Source organism: Streptococcus sp. 1032 (assembly GCF_013277015.1).
Taxonomy (GTDB): Bacteria; Bacillota; Bacilli; order Lactobacillales; family Streptococcaceae; genus Streptococcus.
This window is the reverse complement of record NZ_VMMD01000024.1, coordinates 25,419-46,668: the sequence shown is the minus strand read 5'-3', so window position 1 is coordinate 46,668 and position 21,250 is coordinate 25,419. Positions and strand designations below refer to the sequence as shown.

At 39.8% G+C, this 21,250-nt stretch carries 21 protein-coding genes; all 21 read right to left on the bottom strand.

What is annotated here, in order from left to right; all coding sequences use genetic code 11:
* Positions 1–255: 255 nt before the first annotated feature.
* Positions 256–1,176, bottom strand: a complete 921-nt coding sequence (locus HT711_RS08585) for an XRE family transcriptional regulator (protein ID WP_173214474.1) — start codon at positions 1,174–1,176, stop codon at positions 256–258.
* Between the two features lie 123 nt (positions 1,177–1,299).
* Entirely contained in the window at positions 1,300–3,951 is a 2,652-nt protein-coding gene (gene adhE / locus HT711_RS08580) for a bifunctional acetaldehyde-CoA/alcohol dehydrogenase (RefSeq protein ID WP_173250025.1), read from the bottom strand.
* Positions 3,952–4,250: 299 nt separating this feature from the next.
* Positions 4,251–4,661, bottom strand: coding sequence for an MORN repeat-containing protein (locus tag HT711_RS08575; protein WP_049523959.1), 411 nt, complete (start codon positions 4,659–4,661; stop codon positions 4,251–4,253).
* A complete protein-coding gene (locus HT711_RS08570) occupies positions 4,648–5,091 on the bottom strand; it encodes a low molecular weight protein-tyrosine-phosphatase (protein WP_049523960.1) in 444 nt (147 codons plus the stop codon). The genes HT711_RS08575 and HT711_RS08570 overlap by 14 nt, the downstream gene beginning before the upstream one ends.
* A 46-nt stretch (positions 5,092–5,137) precedes the next feature.
* Complete coding sequence (gene yajC, locus HT711_RS08565; protein WP_000445810.1) at positions 5,138–5,437, bottom strand: preprotein translocase subunit YajC; 300 nt, start codon at positions 5,435–5,437, stop codon at positions 5,138–5,140.
* A 116-nt stretch (positions 5,438–5,553) separates the two neighbouring features.
* Positions 5,554–7,530, bottom strand: a complete 1,977-nt coding sequence (gene tkt / locus HT711_RS08560; RefSeq protein WP_173250023.1) for a transketolase — start codon at positions 7,528–7,530, stop codon at positions 5,554–5,556.
* A gap of 113 nt (positions 7,531–7,643) precedes the next feature.
* Positions 7,644–8,735 carry an L-ascorbate 6-phosphate lactonase gene (gene ulaG / locus HT711_RS08555; protein WP_001134226.1) on the bottom strand — a complete coding sequence of 364 codons (1,092 nt, stop codon included), beginning with the start codon at positions 8,733–8,735 and terminating at the stop codon, positions 7,644–7,646.
* Between the two features lie 111 nt (positions 8,736–8,846).
* Entirely contained in the window at positions 8,847–10,520 is a 1,674-nt protein-coding gene (locus HT711_RS08550) for a transcription antiterminator (protein WP_049523962.1), read from the bottom strand.
* 166 nt (positions 10,521–10,686) lie between these two features.
* A complete protein-coding gene (locus HT711_RS08545; RefSeq protein WP_049523963.1) occupies positions 10,687–11,394 on the bottom strand; it encodes an L-ribulose-5-phosphate 4-epimerase in 708 nt (235 codons plus the stop codon).
* Position 11,395: 1 nt separating this feature from the next.
* On the bottom strand, positions 11,396–12,259 hold the full coding sequence (locus tag HT711_RS08540; protein ID WP_049523964.1) for an L-ribulose-5-phosphate 3-epimerase: 864 nt from the start codon (positions 12,257–12,259) through the stop codon (positions 11,396–11,398).
* A gap of 3 nt (positions 12,260–12,262) precedes the next feature.
* Entirely contained in the window at positions 12,263–12,928 is a 666-nt protein-coding gene (locus HT711_RS08535) for a 3-keto-L-gulonate-6-phosphate decarboxylase UlaD (RefSeq protein WP_000166737.1), read from the bottom strand.
* A gap of 16 nt (positions 12,929–12,944) precedes the next feature.
* The gene (locus HT711_RS08530; RefSeq protein ID WP_001049925.1) at positions 12,945–13,430 is read right to left on the bottom strand and encodes a PTS sugar transporter subunit IIA; all 486 of its coding nucleotides are present in this window, start codon (positions 13,428–13,430) and stop codon (positions 12,945–12,947) included.
* Between the two features lie 76 nt (positions 13,431–13,506).
* Positions 13,507–13,788 (bottom strand): PTS sugar transporter subunit IIB, encoded by a 282-nt coding sequence (locus HT711_RS08525; RefSeq protein ID WP_000241466.1) that lies wholly within the window; start codon positions 13,786–13,788, stop codon positions 13,507–13,509.
* A 22-nt stretch (positions 13,789–13,810) separates the two neighbouring features.
* On the bottom strand, positions 13,811–15,268 hold the full coding sequence (locus HT711_RS08520) for a PTS ascorbate transporter subunit IIC (RefSeq protein WP_000452074.1): 1,458 nt from the start codon (positions 15,266–15,268) through the stop codon (positions 13,811–13,813).
* Between the two features lie 130 nt (positions 15,269–15,398).
* Positions 15,399–16,022, bottom strand: a complete 624-nt coding sequence (locus tag HT711_RS08515; RefSeq protein WP_173250021.1) for a ribonuclease P — start codon at positions 16,020–16,022, stop codon at positions 15,399–15,401.
* A 50-nt stretch (positions 16,023–16,072) separates the two neighbouring features.
* A complete protein-coding gene (gene jag, locus HT711_RS08510; RefSeq protein ID WP_173250019.1) occupies positions 16,073–17,059 on the bottom strand; it encodes an RNA-binding cell elongation regulator Jag/EloR in 987 nt (328 codons plus the stop codon).
* A gap of 17 nt (positions 17,060–17,076) precedes the next feature.
* A complete protein-coding gene (locus HT711_RS08505; protein ID WP_230529163.1) occupies positions 17,077–17,901 on the bottom strand; it encodes a membrane protein insertase YidC in 825 nt (274 codons plus the stop codon).
* The gene (gene rnpA, locus HT711_RS08500) at positions 17,876–18,247 is read right to left on the bottom strand and encodes a ribonuclease P protein component (protein ID WP_173250017.1); all 372 of its coding nucleotides are present in this window, start codon (positions 18,245–18,247) and stop codon (positions 17,876–17,878) included. The genes HT711_RS08505 and rnpA overlap by 26 nt, the downstream gene beginning before the upstream one ends.
* Before the next feature lie 149 nt (positions 18,248–18,396).
* A complete protein-coding gene (locus HT711_RS08495; RefSeq protein ID WP_084886490.1) occupies positions 18,397–19,587 on the bottom strand; it encodes an acetate kinase in 1,191 nt (396 codons plus the stop codon).
* A gap of 49 nt (positions 19,588–19,636) precedes the next feature.
* The gene (locus HT711_RS08490) at positions 19,637–20,590 is read right to left on the bottom strand and encodes a class I SAM-dependent methyltransferase (RefSeq protein WP_173250015.1); all 954 of its coding nucleotides are present in this window, start codon (positions 20,588–20,590) and stop codon (positions 19,637–19,639) included.
* A gap of 60 nt (positions 20,591–20,650) precedes the next feature.
* Positions 20,651–21,238, bottom strand: a complete 588-nt coding sequence (locus HT711_RS08485) for a class I SAM-dependent methyltransferase (protein WP_173250013.1) — start codon at positions 21,236–21,238, stop codon at positions 20,651–20,653.
* Positions 21,239–21,250 lie beyond the last annotated feature (12 nt).

The window sequence follows — 21,250 nt, the reverse complement described above, 5'->3', positions numbered from 1 at the left end:
GCGACATCAGCACTGATTGCCACTATGAACCTACTGCTTAGAATTTTTTCTCTATTGCCTAGTTTGCTTCTGGATGTATATCAAGTAATACTCTTCGAAAATCTCTTCAAACCACGTCAACGTCGCCTTGCCGTACTCAAGTACAGCCTGCGGCTAGTTTCCTAATTTGCTCTTTGATTTTCATTGAGTATAAAATTCATTGTAACAAAAAAGCGACATTTCCCCAATGACAGAAATGTCACTCCTATAAATCATTTAATAATACCTTTCTAAGTCTTCGCTCCATTCCTTATCTAAACTAACGAGTAACTTCTCATTACCAAACATCCTCGCCATCATTTTTGCTTCTTCATACTTTTGTTTGGCTGTATCATAATCGGTATGAATATAATATTTCCACTCCACCATCAAGACAATCGGTTGCTTTTGGAAATCTCGTGTTTTTTGCCCTATTTTATTTAAGGTCTCGACTGCCCTCTTAAAATAATGAAGCAACCCCATAATCTCTATACAAGTTAAAGAAGCTAACAAGGAGTCTCTAAGTAAGTCCAAACAATCGAACTCTATCTTATCAACCTGAGAACTTAATTTGTCATGAAAATAAAGAATTGTTTCATGCTCAGACTTTTTTATCTCACCCTCGTTTAAACCATCCATTAACTGACAAAGAAAATACAGTCTCAGTTTCAACAAGTCCTCGGCTTTATATACATCTCTGGATAGTAAATCTTGAAGACCGTCTTCAATCACACCACTTCCGTATAAGGAATTACTAGTCGCTCTCACTGCATCTATAGCTTGAAGACAATCCACTAGCACTTTCTCATCACGGGGCAGGTCATCATAAAAACACTCAAAAATCTCATCAAAATATTCTTCCTTTTGTTCCTGCAACTCCTCGTCTCCATAGTCAGGATGATGTAAAAGAAAGTACTTTAATTCTTGGTAACGCTTGGGTAATTCCTTATAATCTGGCATCAAGACGTAGGACGGAATTTCTAATCGTTCTGCAATATATTCTAGTGTTTTTATCGTCGGGCGAAATTCTCCTTTTTCAATCCGCACCAACTGACGCACTGATAATTCAGACTCATCCCCGCAAAAAACTGGACGACTAAGTCCTTTCTCCTCTCTTAAAAGTCGCACTTTATCCCCTAACTCATTTATCTTGTTCATTTGCCCCTCGCATGATTATTAAAGATTTGATTTTCAAATAAATATATGCGATGATTATACCATTTTTCAAATAGAATTACAAAAAAAGAGACAGGATTTCTCCCGCCTCTAGGCTGATAACAATTATTTACGGCGTCCTGGTCTTTCTTTGTAGCCATAGTAAGAATCTTCGATGATTTCTTGCATATGGTCAACCATTGGAAGACGTGGGTTAGCTGGCGAACATTGATCTTCATAAGCAAGGAAGGCCAATTCACGAGAATGTTCTTTCCATTCTTTTTCATCAATTCCTTGTGCTTTGAAGTTCATTTGGATACCTACGCGCTCACCAAGTTCGTAAACAGCTTTTGCATAAGATTCCACACCTTCTTCTGGAGTAGAAGCTGGAAGGCCAAGCATGCGTGCGATATCTTGGTATTTTTCATCTGCACGGTAGTAGTTATACTTAGGCCATGTTGCTGTCTTAGCTGGACGTGTACCGTTATAGCGGATGACGTATGGAAGCAAGATTGCATTTGTACGACCGTGGATTGTGTGGAATTGCGCACCAATCTTATGGGCCATTGAGTGAGAAATACCTAGGAAGGCATTGGCAAAGGCCATACCAGCGATTGTTGAAGCGTTATGCATTTTCTCGCGTGAATGGAAGTCTGCATTCTTAACTGAGCTTTCAAGGTTTTCAAATACAAGCTTGATGGCTTGAAGTGCAAGACCGTCAGTGTAGTCGCTAGCCATTTGTGATACATAAGCTTCAGTCGCGTGAGTCAATACGTCCATACCAGTGTCCGCAGCAACAAATCCAGGCACTGTCAATACCAAAGCAGGGTCTACAATTGCCACAGTTGGTGTCAATGAGTAGTCCGCGATTGGGTATTTACGGTTGTTTGCTTTATCAGAGATAACGGCAAATGGTGTTACTTCAGATCCTGTACCAGATGTAGTTGGGATTGCGATGAATTTAGTCTTCTTACCAAGCAATGGGAACTTGAAGGCACGTTTACGGATATCCATGAATTTTTGAACAAGGTCACGGAAGTCCACTTCTGGTTGTTCGTAGAAGAGCCACATTACTTTAGCAGCATCCATTGGAGATCCACCACCGAGAGCGATGATTGTATCTGGTTTGAAGGCACGCATAATCTCAGTACCACGGTTTACAGTTGTGATATCTGGATCTGGTTCTACATCAGCAAAGATTTGGTAAACAACCTTATTGCGACGAAGGTCAAGTTGTTCGATGATACGATCAAGGAAACCAAGCTCTACCATGGCATGGTCAGTAACGATCATGACACGTTCAACGTCACGACATTTTTGAAGGTATTGAATTGAATCACGTTCAAAGTATGTTTTTGAAGGAAGTTTCATCCATTGCATGTTATTTCTCCGTCTTCCGACTTTTTTGATATTCAAGAGGTTAATGGCACTAACGTTATCCCCAACTGAGTTGCGTCCGTAAGAACCACATCCGAGTGTCAATGATGGCAAGAAGGCATTGTAAACGTCCCCGATACCACCGAAAGTAGAAGGTGAGTTACAGATAACACGAATAGCTTTAACAGCTTTACCAAATTCTTTAGTTAATTCCTCGTCAGCTGTGTGGATAGCTGCTGAGTGTCCAAGACCGTTAAATTCAACCATTTGACGAGCTTTGGTAATACCATCTTCACGGCTTTCAGATTTCAAAACTGCGATAACTGGTGACAATTTTTCACGAGTCAATGGCTCATTTTCACCAACTTCTTTACATTCTGCAGCAAGAATGTTTGTTCCTTCTGGAACTGTAAATCCTGCTTGTTCTGCAATCCAAGTTGCTGGTTTACCAACGATGTCAGCGTTCAATTTCGCACCAGCACAGTTTTTGCTGTTTGCTTTCACGCCGAAGCAGAACTCTTCAAGAAGAGCCTTTTCTTTCTTGTTTACAAAGTAAGTGTGATAAGATTTGAACTCTGCTACAAATTCATCGTAAATTTCTTTATCAATGATAACCGCTTGCTCTGAGGCACAGACCATACCGTTATCAAATGATTTAGACATGACGATATCGTGTGCAGCTTGGCGGATGTTAGCTGATTTTTCAACATAAGCTGGAACGTTACCGGCACCTACCCCAAGAGCTGGTTTACCACATGAGTAAGCCGCCTTAACCATGGCATTACCACCAGTTGCAAGGATTGTCGCAACACCTTCGTGGTTCATAAGAGCACTAGTTGCTTCCATAGATGGTTCAGTGATCCACTGTACGCAGTTTTCAGGAGCTCCTGCTTTAATCGCAGCATCACGAACGATTTGAGCTGCATGAGCTGATGATTCTTGTGCTGATGGGTGGAAGGCAAAGACGATTGGGTTACGTGTCTTCAATGAAATCAATGATTTGAATATTGCTGTTGATGTTGGGTTTGTTGTAGGAGTGATACCACAAACAACACCAACTGGTTCAGCGATAAGGGTCAAACCTGTTACATCGTCTTCTTCGATAACGCCAACTGTCTTAGTGTGACGCATGTTGTTTACTACGTGTTCACAAGCAAACAAGTTCTTAGTTGCTTTATCTTCAAATACACCACGTCCTGTTTCTTCAAAGGCATGTAAAGCCAATTCTCCGTGGGCATCCAAAGCCGCTACTGAAGCTTTAGCTACGATGTAGTCAACTTGCTCTTGATTCAATTTACGCATTTCTTCAAGGGCAACTAGAGCTTTTTGCACCAATCCATCGACATGCTTTTCAGCAGCGAGTTTCTTTTCCTCTGGTGTCACAGTTTTTTTATCAGCCATATTTTCCTCCATAGCTTTCAAGGATTTAACCCTTTGTTAATTTTTTCACAAGTTTATTATAACGTATTATTTCAACTTTGTAAACAGTTTCATAAACATTTCACAAAGAATTTTTAGTTCCTTGTGAAATTTTTCTCATTTTCTTTTCTTATCAGGTTTTTTCTTCAAAGTTTGTGAAACTTATTTCAAATATTTTTTTATTTCACAAACTTATTTGGAAGAGGGACTTGGAAAGAAAGGGATTTACAGGTAAGCGCTTACTTTGCATTCCTAATAATACCTCCTTTGATAAGGAGGCTTTATTTTTGTTGAAAAACGCCTTGTTTAAAAGTCCCTTCATAAACGACTTCTTGTTCTGTTGTTAGTTTTCCTTTTCCTTCAGCTTGACCATTTACAAAATCCCCTTCGTAGGTCCAGCCTTCTTTGGATTGAAAGGTACCTTTTCCGTTGAAGGCTCCATTGCTGAAACCACCTGTATATTGGTCTCCATTTTGGAAGGTAATGGTTCCTTGACCATTCATTTTACCTCGGACAAGACTGCCGTCATAAACAATCGTTCCATTATCGAGTTTTAAGATGCCTTTTCCGGGAATATTTAGAAAAAAGACGAGTACAGCACAGAAAACAATGGTAACTACTGCTATAATCTCTAAACGTGGACGAGTCAGATAGACACGATACTTGTCGTAAAAATTCTTAAGATTTTCCACCTTCACTCTCCTTTTCTAAACGTTCTAACCAAGCTCGACAACCCTCTTGAACACGTCGATAAGTTTCCTCAAAATCTCCTGTATACCAAGGGTCTGGAACACTTTCAGATGCAAATGAGTAAATCTTATCTTGACAGTCTGCCGGACACATCTGACGTAAGTCCGAAACATTTGAAGCGTCCATTCCGATAATGTAATCAAAGGCTTCAAAATCTTCTTTAGTAATCTGAAGAGATGTCTTGCTCTTGTCATAAGGAATCTCATACTGTTGAAAAATTCCCTGAGTGCCCTTATGAATCGGATTGCCATGTTCCCAAGAGGACGTCGCTCGACTTTGGATTTCGTAACTATCTGTCATTGATTTCATAACAAACTCTGCCATAGGGCTGCGGCAAATATTTCCCAAACAGACAAAGACTAGTTTTTTCATCCCATTTCCTTTCTTTTATAGAAAAACGGGAGTTAGTGATCCCGTCTTATTTTTCAATTGCACCTTCGAGTGAAGCAGTTTCTTTCAGTGGTAATACGGTCTTGATTGCAGCTAGCTCAAAAGTCAAGTAAACTCCATCTACATCAAGAACAATCGTTTTCTTCTCCGTATCTACTTCATCGACCGTTCCGTAAAGTCCGCCGATTGTAATAACTTCATAGCCTTTTTGTAGTTTATTCAAGCTTTCCATACGTTTTTGTGCTTGTTTCTTTTGAGAGCGTTGCGTAAAGAACATCAAGCCCACCATAGCCACAAGAATGATTAAAAATGTATATTGTGATTCCATTATATTCTCCTTTGTCTTTTACATAGGACTACTATATCAAATTTCAGCTACTTTTACAAGATTGTACCTTGCTTTTCTAGTAAGAAAAACCAGAGCTTGCGCCCTGATTTTTAGGATTATTTCAAGTTTTGAACAACTTTTACAAGGTTTTCTACAGTAAAGCCATATTCTGCCAATACTTTTGGTGCTGGGGCAGAGGCTCCGAAGGTATCAATACCTAGAACGGCACCATCAAGACCAACATATTTGTACCAGTTTTGAGTTGCACCCATTTCGACTGCAACACGACGGCGGACTGCATTTGGAAGAATTTCTTCCTTGTATGCTGCATCTTGTTTATCAAAGACATCTGTAGATGGCATGCTGACTACGCGGACTTTTGCACCTTGACTAGCCAATTCTTTGGCAGCTGAGACAGCTAGATTAACCTCTGAACCTGTCGCAATCAAGATGGTATCAAAGTCTGCTGCAGTTTCATAAACAACATAGGCACCTTTTGCAACCTTGTCAAAGTCTGTTCCTTCTTCGACAGTCAAGTTTTGACGTGTCAAGACAAGGGCAGTTGGGGTTTTCTCACTTGTCACGGCAAGGTACCAAGCTGCTTGAGTTTCACGCGCATCTGCTGGACGGAAAACATTTAGATTTGGCATGGCACGAAGACCTGCTAAGTGCTCAACGGGTTCGTGCGTTGGGCCATCTTCCCCTACCGCAATAGAATCGTGGGTAAAGACATAAGTCACAGGAAGACCTTGCAAGGCTGACAAACGGACAGCTGCCTTCACATAGTCAGAGAAGACGAAGAAAGTACCACCGTATACACGAAGTCCACCGTGAAGAGCCATCCCGTTCAAGATCGTTCCCATTGCAAATTCACGAACACCAAACTGAATATTACGGTTCAAGCGATTAGCATCGTCTTGAAGTCCATCAGTCTTGATATAAGTCATGTTTGAGTGAGCAAGGTCAGCTGATCCACCCAAGAAAGTTGGCAACTTAGCAGCTACAACATTCAAGGCATCTTGGCTCGAGTTACGAGTTGCTTGAGAGAAGCCATTTTCTAAGGCTGGGAAGTCTGCTGGAGTCACGTCAACTGGATCATGTCCATCGATGATAGCTTCTACTTCTGCAGCCAATTCTGGATGAGCTTCTTTATAGTCAGCAACTAGTTTTGTCCAAGCTTGATAAGCTGATGCGCCACGGTCTGAAACATGTTCTTTGAAATCAGCATATACTTGATCTGGAATTTCAAATGGTTCGTAGTCCCAACCAAGGGCTTGACGAGTTGCTGCAGTTTCATCTGCTCCAAGAGGGGCACCGTGTACAGCATTAGTTCCTTGTTTGTTTGGAGAACCGTATCCAATAACCGTCTTCACTTCAATCAAAGATGGTTTACCTGAAGCTTTAGCTGTTTCGATAGCAGCATGGATTGCTTCCAAGTCTGTTCCATCTTCAACCAAGGCTGTATGCCAACCGTAGGCATTATAACGGTCACGAACACTTTCTGTAAAGGAATCCTTTGTCTCACCATCTAAGTTGATGTCATTTGAATCATAAAGAACAACCAATTTATCAAGTTTTTGCAAACCTGCGTATGAAGCCGCCTCGCTTGAGACACCTTCCATCAAGTCTCCGTCTCCACAGATAACATAAGTATAGTGGTCAAAGATATTGTAGCCTTCGCGATTGTATTTGGCTGCCAAGAAACGTTCTGCTTGGGCAAAACCAGTAGCAGTTGAGATTCCTTGTCCTAGAGGTCCAGTAGTAGCATCAATCCCTGCTGTATGGCCAAATTCTGGGTGACCTGGTGTTTTAGAACCCCATTGGCGGAAGCTCTTGATTTCATCCATGCTGACATCTTCAAAACCAGAAAGGTGCAGAAGAGCATAAAGGAGCATTGAACCATGGCCTGCTGAAAGAATAAAGCGGTCGCGGTTAATCCAGTTTGGTTGGGATGGATTGATACGAAGTTGTTTTGTAAAGAGGCTATAAGCCATTGGAGCCGCTCCCATAACAACACCTGGGTGACCTGAGTTGGCTTTGTTGATGGCGTCAATACCTAGGAAACGAATTGCATTAACAGATAGATTTGACATAGAATTTCCTTTCTATTTGAGGTGATTATTGGATCACACATTCTATTTTACTATTATATGAAAATTATCCGTATCATGCAACATACGGATAACCTCCAAAGAATATTTTTATATTATAGCAAAGCTTTAAATTGAATGTTAGAGTCTTGTTCAAAACAATCATCAAAACCACGTGGATGATGGTATTCTACTAAGTGTTGATCTTGAGGATAAGTGTACTTACCGCCGACTTCCCAGATAAATGGATGGAAATCGTATTGCAAGCGATCTTTTCTCATTTTCCAAAGTTCTAGAATCTCATTAGTAGAAGCCATGAAGTTAGACCAGATATCATAGTGAACTGGGATAATGACTTTGGTACGCAGATTTTCTGCCATACGAAGAAGGTCGATAGATGTCATTTTATCTTGGATACCTACCGGATTTTCACCATAGTTATTCAAAGCAACATCAATTTTAAAGTCTTTACCATGTTTTGCAAAATAGTTTGAGAAGTGAGAATCTGCACCATGATAGATGGTTCCACCTGGTGTTTCAAAGATATAGTTAACAGCCTTTTGAGCCATTTCTTCATCTGTAACAGCTAAGCCAGCAAGTTCACCGCCTGTCTCATCAGCACCGTTCACTGGAAGAGTTACCAAGCAAGTACGGTCAAATGATTCTACTGCATGAATCTTCATATCTTTTAATTCGATAGTGTCACCTGGTTTAACAACGATGATACGTTCTTTTGGAACACCCCATCCTTCCCAGATTCGTCCACAGTGGTAAGGACCGATAAACTTAACATGCTCTAACTTAGGATTGTTGAGAATTGCTGCAGCTGTGTATGGGTCGATATGATCACTATGGAAGTGTGAAACTAAGTAATAGTCTAGTTCGTTGATAGCAAATGGATCGATAACCATTGGCTGAACACGCAAGTTTGGTTGCAACTTACGAACACCTGCCATATTTGCCATTTGGTGCCCACGAACCATATCTTTCACTTTTTTGGTTGATTTTCCACGGTTTGACCAAAGGTCCATGACAACGTTAGCACCACCTGGTGTCTTAATCCAAGTACCACAGTTGCCTAGCCACCACATGGCAAAGTTGCCTTCAGGTACGACTTCTTCTTCGATTTCTTCGTTCAACCATGTTCCCCACTCTGGGAAAGTAGCTAAAATCCATGACTCTCTTGTAATTTCTTTGACGTTTGGCATATGTTGCCTCCTTTGGATATAATTGTTATCTTTGAGATTAGTATACCACCCTTCAAAATACTAAAAAAGACCAAGAAAAACACAGGTTTGTGTTCATCATTGGACTGTCCTTCAAATATCTTCCAAAAAAGCTTGAACTACTATTTCTTGATTTATAAGTGTTTGAACCTCTTCTTGGAACTTACTAGCCAACTTGCTGTCTACAATATAAGACGAAATAAGACTGGAAAGATTTTCACTGAAACTTTTGCTCTCATTACGAAATATATTGTGTTTAAGATAGTCTAGCATTTTCAAAATATCTTCTGCTTCAAGGATAGGATTAACTCTTAAAATTGGAAATCTGCTATCCAAATCATCATTAGTAGTAATCACTACATCAACTTGTGCAATATCTTCCACACTCTTAAATTGTTCTGTTGTAAATACAGTGCCAATTTGCTCATTTGGAAAATAAAGTTTGCATTGTTTCAGCAAAAGTCTCGAAACCGCAACACCTTCATCACAAACGAGATAAACTTTTTTCATATTTTTTTGAGACGATGGTGTATACTTTAAAAATCCTCCAATATGAATCGTCAAATAGGCAATATCATCGTCTGTTAGCCGAATAAACCATGCTCCTTCTAAAATTTCCGCAGATTTTCTAGTGACTAAAAATAATTCTCCATACTTGGATCGAATTTGTTTTGTTAGAGGATTTTTAGAAAAAATACCGTAAGTCTTTCTAAATAACAAGGCTTTACAGTGGATCATCAAATTTCTTAACAAATCATCCTTGTTCTCAATCTCCATTCGGATTTGTGATTCAAAATACCAGATGAATTCTTCTAAAGCAAGTTTTAACTGCCGAAAATCATCACTTTCTGCATGAATATCCAAATCTTTACGATAGGAGAGGAGAAGAACAGCTACAAGAGAAACTTCAAGTTCTGACAAAGAAATTTCAAACTTTTGAAACAACCGTTCTCCTAATTTCTTAGACACCTGATACTCTATTCTTTTTCTTATCAAAGAAAATTCTTTCTCTATATCCTGATGTCTTTCTTGATACTGTTCAACATTATGACAGCTTAACAGCAAATAAGGTAGAACCTGCAACATAAAAGTTACTTCATGATGATTTATTTTCTTCCCTAAATCTTGTTCAACTAAAGGAACCTGTTCCTTAAAAAATTGGTTCATTTCAACAGAAAGCAAACACTCACCATCTAACCTCTCTTTCATCTTATCTTCTAAAATAGATACAAAAGTGGCATTTTCTTCCATAAAAATATGATATAGAAGCGATTGAAGATACTGAATTTTATTAAGAGGGTGGGCATGAAGATGGTATCCCTGTGACTTGCTCACTTGCAAGGTCACCTGATATTGTTCCAAAGTTAGTTGATAACGAATACTATTCAAATCATTGAGAACAGTATTCCTAGACACCTCTGTTAACTCCATCAATTTTTCAATCGTAATACGTTCTTTAGAAATACCTATCCATAGTAACATTATCATCATACGTTCATGCGCACTCATGATATAATCGTACGAATCTACTTCCGATAATAGTTCACAACAAGCATCTCTCTGCTCTTCCGTTAAGTGAATACCAATTCGTGGAATACTAATGATGTGAAGCGCCTCGTCACCAAGAGTAGCATTGATTTTGTCAATGTGATAATAAATTTTCCTTCTTGACTCTTTCAAATCTTTCGAAATCGCCATAATCGTTTTGGGCGTTTCTTGATCCATCAAATATTGAAGCAAATCACAACTTGCCTTATCCAGTACCATATTTCATACTCCTCTATCAATCAACTGCCTTGAAAACAACTTTATAATAGTATCACATTCACTAACGCATTTCAATTATCAACAGTAGTCTCTTAATAACGAATACTTACAATTACAAAAGCGAGGCTTGGATCGAAAGGTCCTAGCCTCTTTTCAATTCAATTTCTTATTTCTTTTGACCGTAATAAGCATTTGGTCCATGCTTACGTTGGTAGTGTTTTTCTAGAATGTACTGGGGAGCAGGTTCAACTCTTGGATTGATTTGTTCTGTAAAGCGATTCATCTTTGATACTTCCTCTAATACGACAGAGTGATAAACAGCATTCTCTGGATTTTTGCCCCAGGTGAATGGACCGTGATTGCGTACAACAATACCTGGTACTTCAACAGGATTGAGACCACGACGCTCAAATTCTTCTACGATAACCAAGCCAGTATCTTTTTCATAGGCCACTTCTACTTCGTCCTTGGTCAAACTACGGGCGCAAGGGATTGAACCGTAGAAATAATCTGCATGGGTTGTTCCGTAGAAAGGAATATCGCGTCCAGCTTGAGCCCAACCAACTGCTTCTGTCGAATGGGTGTGGACCACACTACCAATTTCTGACCAAGCCTTATATAACTGCACATGAGTTGGAAGATCAGAAGATGGTCTTAAATCCCCTTCTAGGACCTTACCATCTAGATCAGTCACCACCATGTTTTCAGGTGTCAATTCGTCATAGTCTACGCCTGATGGTTTGATAACAATGACACCTAGTTCGCGATTAACTTCAGATACATTACCCCAGGTAAATTTGACAAGTCCATGTTTCGGTAATGATTGATTGGCATCACAGACTCGTTTACGCATAGCATTGATTACTTGATTCATCTTACATCAAACCTGCTTTCTTAATTAGTGGATAGAGAAAAGCTTGGGCCTCTTGAATGGCTGCGCGTGTTTCTTCTACAGTTTCACAATTTTCAGACCACATTTCGATTAGGAAAGGACCATTATAATTGGTTTGCTTTAAAATATCGAAAGCTTCTTCCCATTTGACACAACCTTGCCCAAAAGGTACATCTCGGAACTGCCCCTTTGAACTTTCTGTCACTGCATAAGTATCCTTGAGATGGAGAGCTGCGATAGCATGGTGACCTAGATAGAACTCACTATAGACATCATTATGCCATGCAGACACATTCCCAATATCTGGATATACAAAAAGGTAGGGAGAGTCAACATCCTTTTCTACAGCCAAGTATTTTTCGATACTATTGATAAAAGGATCATCCATAATTTCAATAGCAAGTACCACCTGAGCTTCTTCAGCCCAGTCACAGGCTTTTCTCAAATTTTTGATAAAACGTTGGCGTGTCTGGGGTGACTTTTCCTCATAGTAAACGTCGTAACCAGCTAATTGAATCGTACGAACTCCCAAATCCTGAGCTAATTCGATACATTTTTTCATGAGTTCCAGAGATTTTTCCTCTAGAACTGGATCATTTGATCCCAATGGGTAACGACGATGTCCTGAAAAACAGATAGAAGGAATACGAACACCAGTTTCATAAATCGCTTTGACAACTTCCAAGCGCTCTTCCTTGCTCCAGTCCAGTCTTGCTAAACGCTCGTCACGTTCATCAATAGACATCTCGACAAAATCAAAGCCTAACTCCTTGGCAAAATTTAAACGTTCTAGCCAAGTAAAGTGTGTCGGGGTTGCCTTTTCATAAATTCCAATTGGACGTGCCATGGTTTACCCCCAAATTCGTCTGATTTCATCCTTGAAGGCACGCGCTGCTCCTGCTGGATCCGCAGCTTCTGTAATTCCACGACCTGCGATAAAGGTAAAGACATCAACGCCTTCAAAGAGTTTGAGAGTATCTACATCTAGACCACCTGTTACAGAAACTCGGAAGCCCATGTCAATGAGTTTTTTAACCTTATTAAGGTCTTTTTCACCCCAAGTTTCACCAGCAAGAAGGGCATCACGAGATTGGTGATAGATAGCTTGTGAGATACCTGCATCTAGCCAAAGCTGAGCTTGTTCAAAAGTCCAATCGCCATAAAGCTCGATCTGGATTTCGCCTCGTTCTCCTCGTTCAGTCTTGATAGCCTTTAGAGCTGCTTCCATAGTAGGGATGGTTGCACAACAGATACAAGTCATCCAGTCTGCTCCACGAACTGCATTATTTTTAGCAACTGTTCCACCAGCATCAGCACATTTTGTGTCTGCCACAATAATCTTATCTGGGAAAAGGCTACGCAAGACTTCAACCAGTTCACTTCCAACTTGAAGCAAGCAAACAGTTCCAGCTTCGATAATATCTACTTCCTGACCAACAGAAACAGCTGCTTTAATCGCTCCTTGCAAGTCTGAATGATCTAATGCAACTTGTAAATTAGGTATTCTTTTTGTCATTTCTTTATTCCTCTTTCTAACTTTCCAAATCCAATCCTTCGAGATAAGGGCTATCCTTAGATTCTTCAATCATAGCCAAGACATCTTCTTTAGTCTGGCAAGCCTGTAAACGTGCAATAGAATCTTCTAATTCAAACAGGGCAATGATTTGTGGAATGGCTACACTTGTGTGAATTTTTGAGCTTGTTGCTGCTAGTGCCAACAAAACAGATACCTCTTTCCCATCTGAAAATACAACAGGATTTTGTAAGGTGATCAATGAAAAGGCATCTCTTTGCACTCCAGCTTCAGGTCTAGCATGGGGCATAGCCATACCTGGCATTAAGATATAGTATGGGCCATACTCTTCAGTCGATTCGATAATAGCATCGTAATACTCTGGCAAAATTGCTCCACTTTCAATCAAGGGATCTACTGCTACCTTGACTGCTTCTTTCCAGTCTTTAGCTTCTAAACCTAGTCGGATCGAGTCATTGTCAATTAAAGCTTGTTTTAAATTCATATCTGCCTCCTTTATTTAAAGAGGGAGAAGGACAGAAACGATGACTCTCAGTTTCTATCCAGCCCCCTCCAACCTTTTACTGTAGTGCTTGACTGAGTTTTTCAGTGATTTCTTTATCATCCATCAAGTTGTCAAGCCCAATTAACTTCCCATTAGTTCGCCCTTCCAATTCTTGGATCAAATGAAGAGAAGCGATTACGATGTCATATCCTGCTGCTAAACCTTTAGCTTCACCGACACTGCATGAATTGACTGTAAAATCTGTTTGATTAAGCTTACGGAGAGCATTTTCAACCTTCATCTTGATAACCATTGATGAACCCATTCCATTTCCGCACGCTGCTAATACTTTAACCATTTTATTTCTCCTTTTCTAGATACTAAGCTTCTTCTTGAACTGCACCGTTGTAATATTTCTCTTTATCTTTTGCTTTGGCAAATTGAAGTTGAGGAATAACAAGCAAGAAGAGACATACAAGTACATAACCGACAATACCGAGATATTTGAAAATGTATCCAAATCCAAGCCATGGGAATTCAAAGTCAATATTCCCATGATAACCACCGTAAGATGCTAAGTCGAGAAGGGCTACACATAGAGCTCCTAGAGCAACTTGGAGGACGCCTGAGATGAAGGATAGGATAACAGCTGCTTTCCATCCGCCACGCTTATCAGCGTAGACTGCAATTGCTGCATTATCAAAGAATACTGGTACAAATCCTGTAATAATAAGGATAGGGTTTTTAAAGACGATGAGCAAGACAATTGTAATCAATTGACCAATCAAACCAAAGGCAAATCCAGACAAGACAGCGTTTGGAGATCCAAATCCATAAGAAGCTGCAACGTCGACCGCTGGGAATGAACCTGGCAATAATTTGTTTGAAATACCTTGGAAGGCATTTGTCAACTCAGATACGAACATGCGGACACCTTGCATCAAAACGAACAAGTAAACTGAGAAGGTAAAGGCTGTTTGGATAATGTACATAAAGAAATCTTGTTTAGCAGGATTGAATAGAGTTCCTGAAGTGATGACTTCTTTATTAGACATAATGTCTGGACCCAAGATTAAAAGAATGGCTCCGAAGAATACGAGCATCAAGGTAGCAGATGCAACAACTGTATCGTGGAAGATTGAGAGGAACTTAGGTAATTTAAGATTGTCTAAACTTTCTTCTTTCTTACCAAAGCGTCCTGCTACTTTATCTACAAACCAGATTGCAAATTGCTGTTGGTGACCAATCGCAAATCCGCCACCACCAGTCAAGCGTTGAGTTGCCTCAACAGTCATATTTGAACTAACTGCCCAGTAAAGTCCACAGATGATACCAATCGCTGCTGTACCGTAAGCATTGCGCAATTGTGGTACTAAGAATAGAACCATAAGAGATACTGTTGCAGCTTGTTGTACCATGATGTGACCAGTAATAAAGAGGGTTCTTACCTTCGTAATCTTTCGAAGAGCTACGAGCAAGATATTTATTCCGAAACCAATCAATAGAGCTGTAGTTGCAGTTCCAACAAAATCTGGAAACTCTGCTGCAATTTTGTTGTTTGCTGCAGCAAGTCCAAAGTAAGGGTCGATAACCGCTGCACCAATTTGGAATTTGTAGTTAAGGGCTGCTAAGATCGGACGGAAGGTTGTAACCAAACCACCCGCACCCACATTGAGCAACATATACCCTACTGTTGCTTTAACAAACCCTGAGAAAACGTCGTGGGCAGGTTTTTTCAAAAGTGCGTATCCTATCAACACCAATAAACCTACGAAAAATGCGGGATTCTGCAAAATATTGCTAGAAAACCAATTTAGAACACTTGAAATGACTTCCATAATTGTTCTCCTTTTGAATTGTTTTTGTAGGTTTATTATATAATTTGAAAGCGCAAACAAAAAGACCAAGAATTACACAGCGGACTGTTCACTCTTGGACTGTATGATTTATGATATTTTAATGATTAGCTTAGTTTCTCGTAGCTAGATAAAATGGAAGAATTTTATCATAAGATTTCAGTAGGGCTTCTACGATTTCTTCTTCAGATGAATTCTCTGTTATAGGGACATCTATTTTAACTAACACTTTTCGGACTTCCTGATTGGATAGTTTATTTCTTAAAATTTGACGATTTTCTTCGTTCGCATCCCACCGTTGACTTTGACCATCAGAGTAGGCTAGATAATAAATCCCTTCTACCACTGGAACTTCTAGGACCTTGGCCTGCTTGCCTAAAGTTTGCTCATCTTTTTTGCGCTCGATAAAACTAACTTCTAGTGAGACACCAAAATCAGAGGGTACTCCATACAAACGAAGAGCCAACATAGGTTCTGTCACTTTCCCCTCACGCTGTATATAAGCCCAGAAGTGTGGTCGCAAGCGCTGCGCTTGGTTCATCCACTGGCTAGTCTGTTGGAGTTGCCATTCTGGATGACTGGTTTGAAATGCTTTAGTCAGTTCTGTAAAAGCCTTTCGAGCCTCTTGGCCTTTATGACGGAATTCCAGCATTTTCTCTCGTTCTTCCCCAGCTTTATCTGGATTACGGTACTGCAAACCTGCAAAGTCTAGATAGTCTCTTATCTTATTAAACATACGCTTAACCTCTTCTAACTAGCAAAAAATCAGGAGGACCCTGATTTTACTTATTCTGTATCTACAACGACATAGCGATTGGGCTCATCACCTTCAGAGTAACTGGTCACGCCATCCATACGTGAAATAATACGATGAATAATCTTGCGTTCGCTATTCGACATTGGATCTGTCTGATGACTGCGACCTTCTTCTAAAACACGAGTCGCCAATTTTTGCGCATAGGTCTGCAAGACTTCTGCACGGTGTTCGACATAATCATTGACATTGATTGTAATGTAGAAGGTTCTTGAATAGCGATTATAAAGATAATTTTGAGCCAACAGTTGCAAAGCCTTCAAAACTTTACCATGGTAGCCAATAATACGACCTGGTTCGTTGGTGTCAATTTGCAAATTGATACTACGACGGTTATAATCATTTGAAAGTGTAGCTTCAACATCCATGTCATCAATAATTGTTTGAACATAAGTCGTTACTTCCGTAGCTACTTGTTCAATATCAAAGCTCGGTTCAACCTTCAAGCCCAAGTCTTCTAGTTCTTGACTTTCAGTTTGCTCGGCTTGGTTTTCAATAATAGGAGTTTCTACTTCTTCGAGAGCAGTTTCTTCAAGTTGTAATTCATTTAAAATCTCAATGTGACCAGTTTCTTCTAAGATAGTGCTGGCATGTCTTTCATGTTTTAAGATTTCAGCCTTGACTTCATCAGAAATACCTTGGCCTCCCTCTTCAATCTTTTTAATTGCTTCTACAACATGCCCCAAATCAACCGTTGCTTCACTGACTGTTTTAACAGGCTCATTCAAATCATTAATTTGCTTCGGAACTCCCTTTACAGCTTGTTGGTTTGCTTTTACAACTGTCGTTTCACTAATAGTATCGATATCCACTTGGGCTGGTTTTTTACCAAATAAACCAAGAAATCCTTTTTTCTCACGAGAAATGACTTTGATATGAGCCTTCATTCTTGGAATATCTAATTCTTTCAATCCTTTCTGGATTGCTTCTTCAACAGTTGAACCTGTAAATACTACCATTACCAGATTCCTCCTTATTATTTCGTTTTCTGAGCCTTTTTCTTGGCTTTTCTTTTTCTATTTTCCAAATCTTTCTGTGCCTGTACTACGGCCTCGCGCTCTGCGATAATCTTGAATGGATTGTTCAAGAAATAGGTTTGCAAGACTTGATAAGCATTGGACACTGCCCAGTAGAGAGCAACTCCGCTCGGAGCATAAACCCCAAAGATAAAAATCAAGACTGGAATCCCGTACATCATCGCAGTCGTAGCTCCATTACGCTCAGACAAGGCTTTATTAGATAACCAAGTACTTAAAAAGGTGAATACTGCTGCTAAAATCGGAAGAACAAGGGTTGTATCCACATCACCAAGGTTAATCCATAAGAAATGACCTGTCTTCAAAAAGTCAACTCTTGATAGGGCTTGGAACAAGGCCAAAATAACCGGCATCTGAATCAAAATCGGCCAAAGAGAATCTGACTGTCTGACACCCATTTCTTTAAAGACTTTACGCATTTCTTGCTCTAGCTTGGTTCTGCTTTCCATATCTCGACCCGGATATTGTTCTCGAAGCGCCTTAATGTGTGGCTGAGCTTCCTGCATTTTTCTAGAAGCCACCATTTGCACTTGGAAGACTGGCAAGAGAACTGTACGAATCAAGATCGTAAAGAGAATAATCCCCACTCCGATACTGATATCAAACGATAAAAAGCGAATAATTTCCGCAAAGAAGTAAACAAATTTACTCCAAAAATCAGCCGAATTGGCTGTAATATCGCTAGTTGTCCCATTTGTTGCACAGGCTGTCATGATCAATAGAGACAGTCCTAGCAAACTAGTCAACTGTAATTTCTTTTTCACTCCCATTTCCTTCCTGGTAAATCTTTGATAATTTTAATACGTGGAGTAGATTTTTCTCCATCTCTGCGTATCCCAAGGTTTCGACCCCTTTTCGAGCAATGACAACAAAATCGACATCTTCTACCAGATTCCCTTTTGCATTCTGGATAATATGTCGAATCCGTCGCTTGATTTGATTTCTAGTGACGGCATTCCCCAGTTTTTTGCTAACTGATAGACCTACTCGAAAATGGTTTTTCTGGTTTTCTAATTGGTAGACAACAAATTTGCGATTAGCAAAACTTGTCCCCTCCTTGAAAATCGCCTTAAAATCTTTCTCTCTTTTTACACGAAAGTTTTTCTTCAAAACTCAACTCCATCTATTAAATTACTACTATTATACCATATTTTTCAAAAAAGCCAATCATAGCAAGGTTTTGGACATTTCCATCAGAAAAAGAAGCTGGAAAAATCTCTTTTCCAACTCCTTGTCCTAAATATTTTTTCTAGTTTTACTTATTTTTTCAAGCGTTCAACGTCACGGGCAATGACCAATTCTTCATCTGTTGGAATAACCAATACACGGATCTTCGCTGCCTCTGTTGAGATGTCTCCTGTCACACCAAAGACGTTCTTTTCTGGGTCAACATCACAGCCAAACCAAGAGATACCTGAGATAACATCTTCACGTACGTTTGCTGCATTTTCACCAATACCTGCTGTGAAGATAATAGCATCTGCTCCATTTAAGACTGCAAGGTATTGACCGATATGTTTTTGGATACGATCAACATACATTTCATAGGCTAAAGTGGCATCATGATCCCCTTCTTCCATAGCAGCAATCACATCACGCATATCACTAGATTTACCTGAAACCCCCATCAGTCCTGATTCACGATTAAGGACGCGACTAATGTCTTCAGGCGTGTTAAAGTCCTCTGTATATTGCATTAAGTAAGGAATGATAGCTGGGTCAATATCTCCTGTACGAGTTCCCATCATCACACCACCAAGTGGAGTGAATCCCATTGAAGTATCGACAGATTGACCACCCTTAACAGCTGTAATAGAAGCACCATTACCGATATGGCAAGTAATCAATTTCAAGTCTTCTAATGGACGTCCCAAGAGTTTTGCAGCTTCTCCTGCTACAAACTGGTGGCTTGTACCGTGAGCACCATATTTACGAACCTTGTTTTCTGTGTAATATTTTGTTGGTAGAGGGTAGCGATAAGCTTTCTCTGGCATAGTTGTGTGGAATGAAGTATCAAAAACAACTACACTGGTAATGTCTGGCAACAATTCCTTGAAGGCACGAACACCTGCTGCATTGGCTGGATTGTGGAGAGGAGCCAACAAGCTCAACTCTTCAACTTTTTCTAAAACATCCCCCTCAACAACTGTTGATTCTTTGAAATATTCTCCACCGGCAACAACACGGTGTCCAACACCTGTAATCTCATCATAAGCCTTGATAATGTCGAAACGAATCAAGTCATCCAATAAGATTTTAACAGCTTGTGTGTGATTTTCGATATCCAAAATTTGTTGTTCAGAACGACCGTCAAATTTTACAGTTGAAATTGAATCTTTCAAACCGATACGTTCAATCAAACCTTTGGCTAACACTTTTTCCTCTGGCATTAAGTATAATTGCCATTTCAAACTTGAACTTCCTGCATTGATTGCAATTGTTTTTGTCATAACAAGACTCCTCTTTTAAGCGTTTTCATCTATTATAACAAAATCTATTTTATATTTCAGTACCTTGAGTCCATTTTTGAAAATTTTCTTTAAATTTCATTAAAACACTTGCATCTTGCAAGCTAGCAAGTGGATAAATAAAAGGCTCTACTGCTATTTCATTTTTCTTCTGTAGGATAAAAATAGTCTTAGATTGTTTAGCACTGGCAAAAAGATTTTCAGGCAAACTAATCATAGCAACCAGACTTGCCTCCTCTTTCAACCATCCTTTCAACAAGTCACTTTGAGGACTGGTCAACAAATCACTCGGAGCTAGAAAAATAGCATATCCGTCTGACTTGAGGTACTTAAGTCCTTGTTCCATGAGCAAGTGATGGGCGTAGGTATGTTCTTGACTAGAAGCAACTTGATGACGCGACGCAACGGCATCATCAGGATAATAGCCGACCGGCAAGTCGCTGATGACCACATCGCTTTCTTTGAGCATTTGTGGACGAACGGCATCTCCTTGGACAAAGCCAGCCTGCAAACCAATTACATCTGCCATGCTAGCTGCCAAATCAATCAGCAAATCATCCACTTCCATTCCCAAGTAATCCACCTTTTTAGTAAGCGAGGTCAAGAAAGTAGCGCCCAGAATTCCCATCCCAGAACCCATTTCGAGGATCGTAATCTCCTTCTCTGTAAACAACTCCTCCACAATAAACACCAAAAGTAAAGCAATAGCATCTGGTGTAAACTGGTGATTGGCCTGCAGGGGCTCTGTCTGCCCAGCCTTCATCAAGAGAAACTGGTAGGTCTTGAGCCATTCTTCTTTGAGAAGCGCTAAGCGTTTAAGAGCCTGATTGTTCTCCTTGACCTGATTTAGCTCAGTCTCGCCATCCAGATAGATGCTATTTTGCTCCACTAAGGCGTCATAAAAGTTGGTCGCCAAATCATTTTGGATGACTTGGACATTCTCTAGTAAATAGGTATAAGCTTGTTCAATTTTTTCAAAATCCATATTCCTATCTTATCAAATTTCCCTTCTTTTTTCCATCCTTATAGAAAAATCACTCCCTGACTAGGTAAGTGATTTTTGGGCTACTGTTAAAAAGAGTTCTGCGTAATTTCCTTGAAACAGGTCTTCAGCGCTATAGAGGATCTGACTATGTACAGATGAAAAACCATGCTCAATTAGCTGTTTTTCCAGTTCAGCTAAATCAAATCCATGATGATTAGCTTCTGTCTTGGTAAAATCAGCAAGTAGGAGTTGTCCATCTTCCTTCAAATGTTGATGAAACAGTGAGAGAGCTTCATCCAAATCAGGCATATGGTGAAGAACTCGACAAACAACAACGAGATCAAACTCTTGCTCCAAGGGTTTTTCCAGTAAATCTTGCTCCAAAAACTGGATATTCTTGATGTCTTGCTGCTCCGCTTTCAAACGAGCTTGCTCCAGCATTTTCTCCGAAATATCCACCAATGTTACAGACTTGGCCTGCTTGGCTAGAGGCAAGGCTAATAGCCCCGTCCCTCCACCGAAATCCAAAATTTCTTTGTCTGATAGAAGATCAATCTGTTTCTCGACTGCTTGACAAACCAAGTTTGCAAGGAAGATATTTTTAGGTGAATCAAAAGTTTCTGCTTTGTGGTTAAAATCATGTTTCATATCTTTAGTTTA

Coding starts and splice junctions, on each gene's coding strand:
- HT711_RS08585 (WP_173214474.1), bottom strand. CDS start 1,176: ATGAACAAGATAAATGAGTTAGGGGATAAAGTGCGACTTTTAAGAGAG.
- adhE (WP_173250025.1), bottom strand. CDS start 3,951: ATGGCTGATAAAAAAACTGTGACACCAGAGGAAAAGAAACTCGCTGCT.
- HT711_RS08570 (WP_049523960.1), bottom strand. CDS start 5,091: ATGAAAAAACTAGTCTTTGTCTGTTTGGGAAATATTTGCCGCAGCCCT.
- yajC (WP_000445810.1), bottom strand. CDS start 5,437: ATGGAATCACAATATACATTTTTAATCATTCTTGTGGCTATGGTGGGC.
- tkt (WP_173250023.1), bottom strand. CDS start 7,530: ATGTCAAATCTATCTGTTAATGCAATTCGTTTCCTAGGTATTGACGCC.
- ulaG (WP_001134226.1), bottom strand. CDS start 8,735: ATGCCAAACGTCAAAGAAATTACAAGAGAGTCATGGATTTTAGCTACT.
- HT711_RS08550 (WP_049523962.1), bottom strand. CDS start 10,520: ATGGTACTGGATAAGGCAAGTTGTGATTTGCTTCAATATTTGATGGAT.
- HT711_RS08545 (WP_049523963.1), bottom strand. CDS start 11,394: ATGAATCAAGTAATCAATGCTATGCGTAAACGAGTCTGTGATGCCAAT.
- HT711_RS08540 (WP_049523964.1), bottom strand. CDS start 12,259: ATGGCACGTCCAATTGGAATTTATGAAAAGGCAACCCCGACACACTTT.
- HT711_RS08535 (WP_000166737.1), bottom strand. CDS start 12,928: ATGACAAAAAGAATACCTAATTTACAAGTTGCATTAGATCATTCAGAC.
- HT711_RS08530 (WP_001049925.1), bottom strand. CDS start 13,430: ATGAATTTAAAACAAGCTTTAATTGACAATGACTCGATCCGACTAGGT.
- HT711_RS08525 (WP_000241466.1), bottom strand. CDS start 13,788: ATGGTTAAAGTATTAGCAGCGTGCGGAAATGGAATGGGTTCATCAATG.
- HT711_RS08520 (WP_000452074.1), bottom strand. CDS start 15,268: ATGGAAGTCATTTCAAGTGTTCTAAATTGGTTTTCTAGCAATATTTTG.
- HT711_RS08515 (WP_173250021.1), bottom strand. CDS start 16,022: ATGTTTAATAAGATAAGAGACTATCTAGACTTTGCAGGTTTGCAGTAC.
- jag (WP_173250019.1), bottom strand. CDS start 17,059: ATGGTAGTATTTACAGGTTCAACTGTTGAAGAAGCAATCCAGAAAGGA.
- HT711_RS08495 (WP_084886490.1), bottom strand. CDS start 19,587: ATGACAAAAACAATTGCAATCAATGCAGGAAGTTCAAGTTTGAAATGG.
- HT711_RS08490 (WP_173250015.1), bottom strand. CDS start 20,590: ATGGATTTTGAAAAAATTGAACAAGCTTATACCTATTTACTAGAGAAT.
- HT711_RS08485 (WP_173250013.1), bottom strand. CDS start 21,238: ATGAAACATGATTTTAACCACAAAGCAGAAACTTTTGATTCACCTAAA.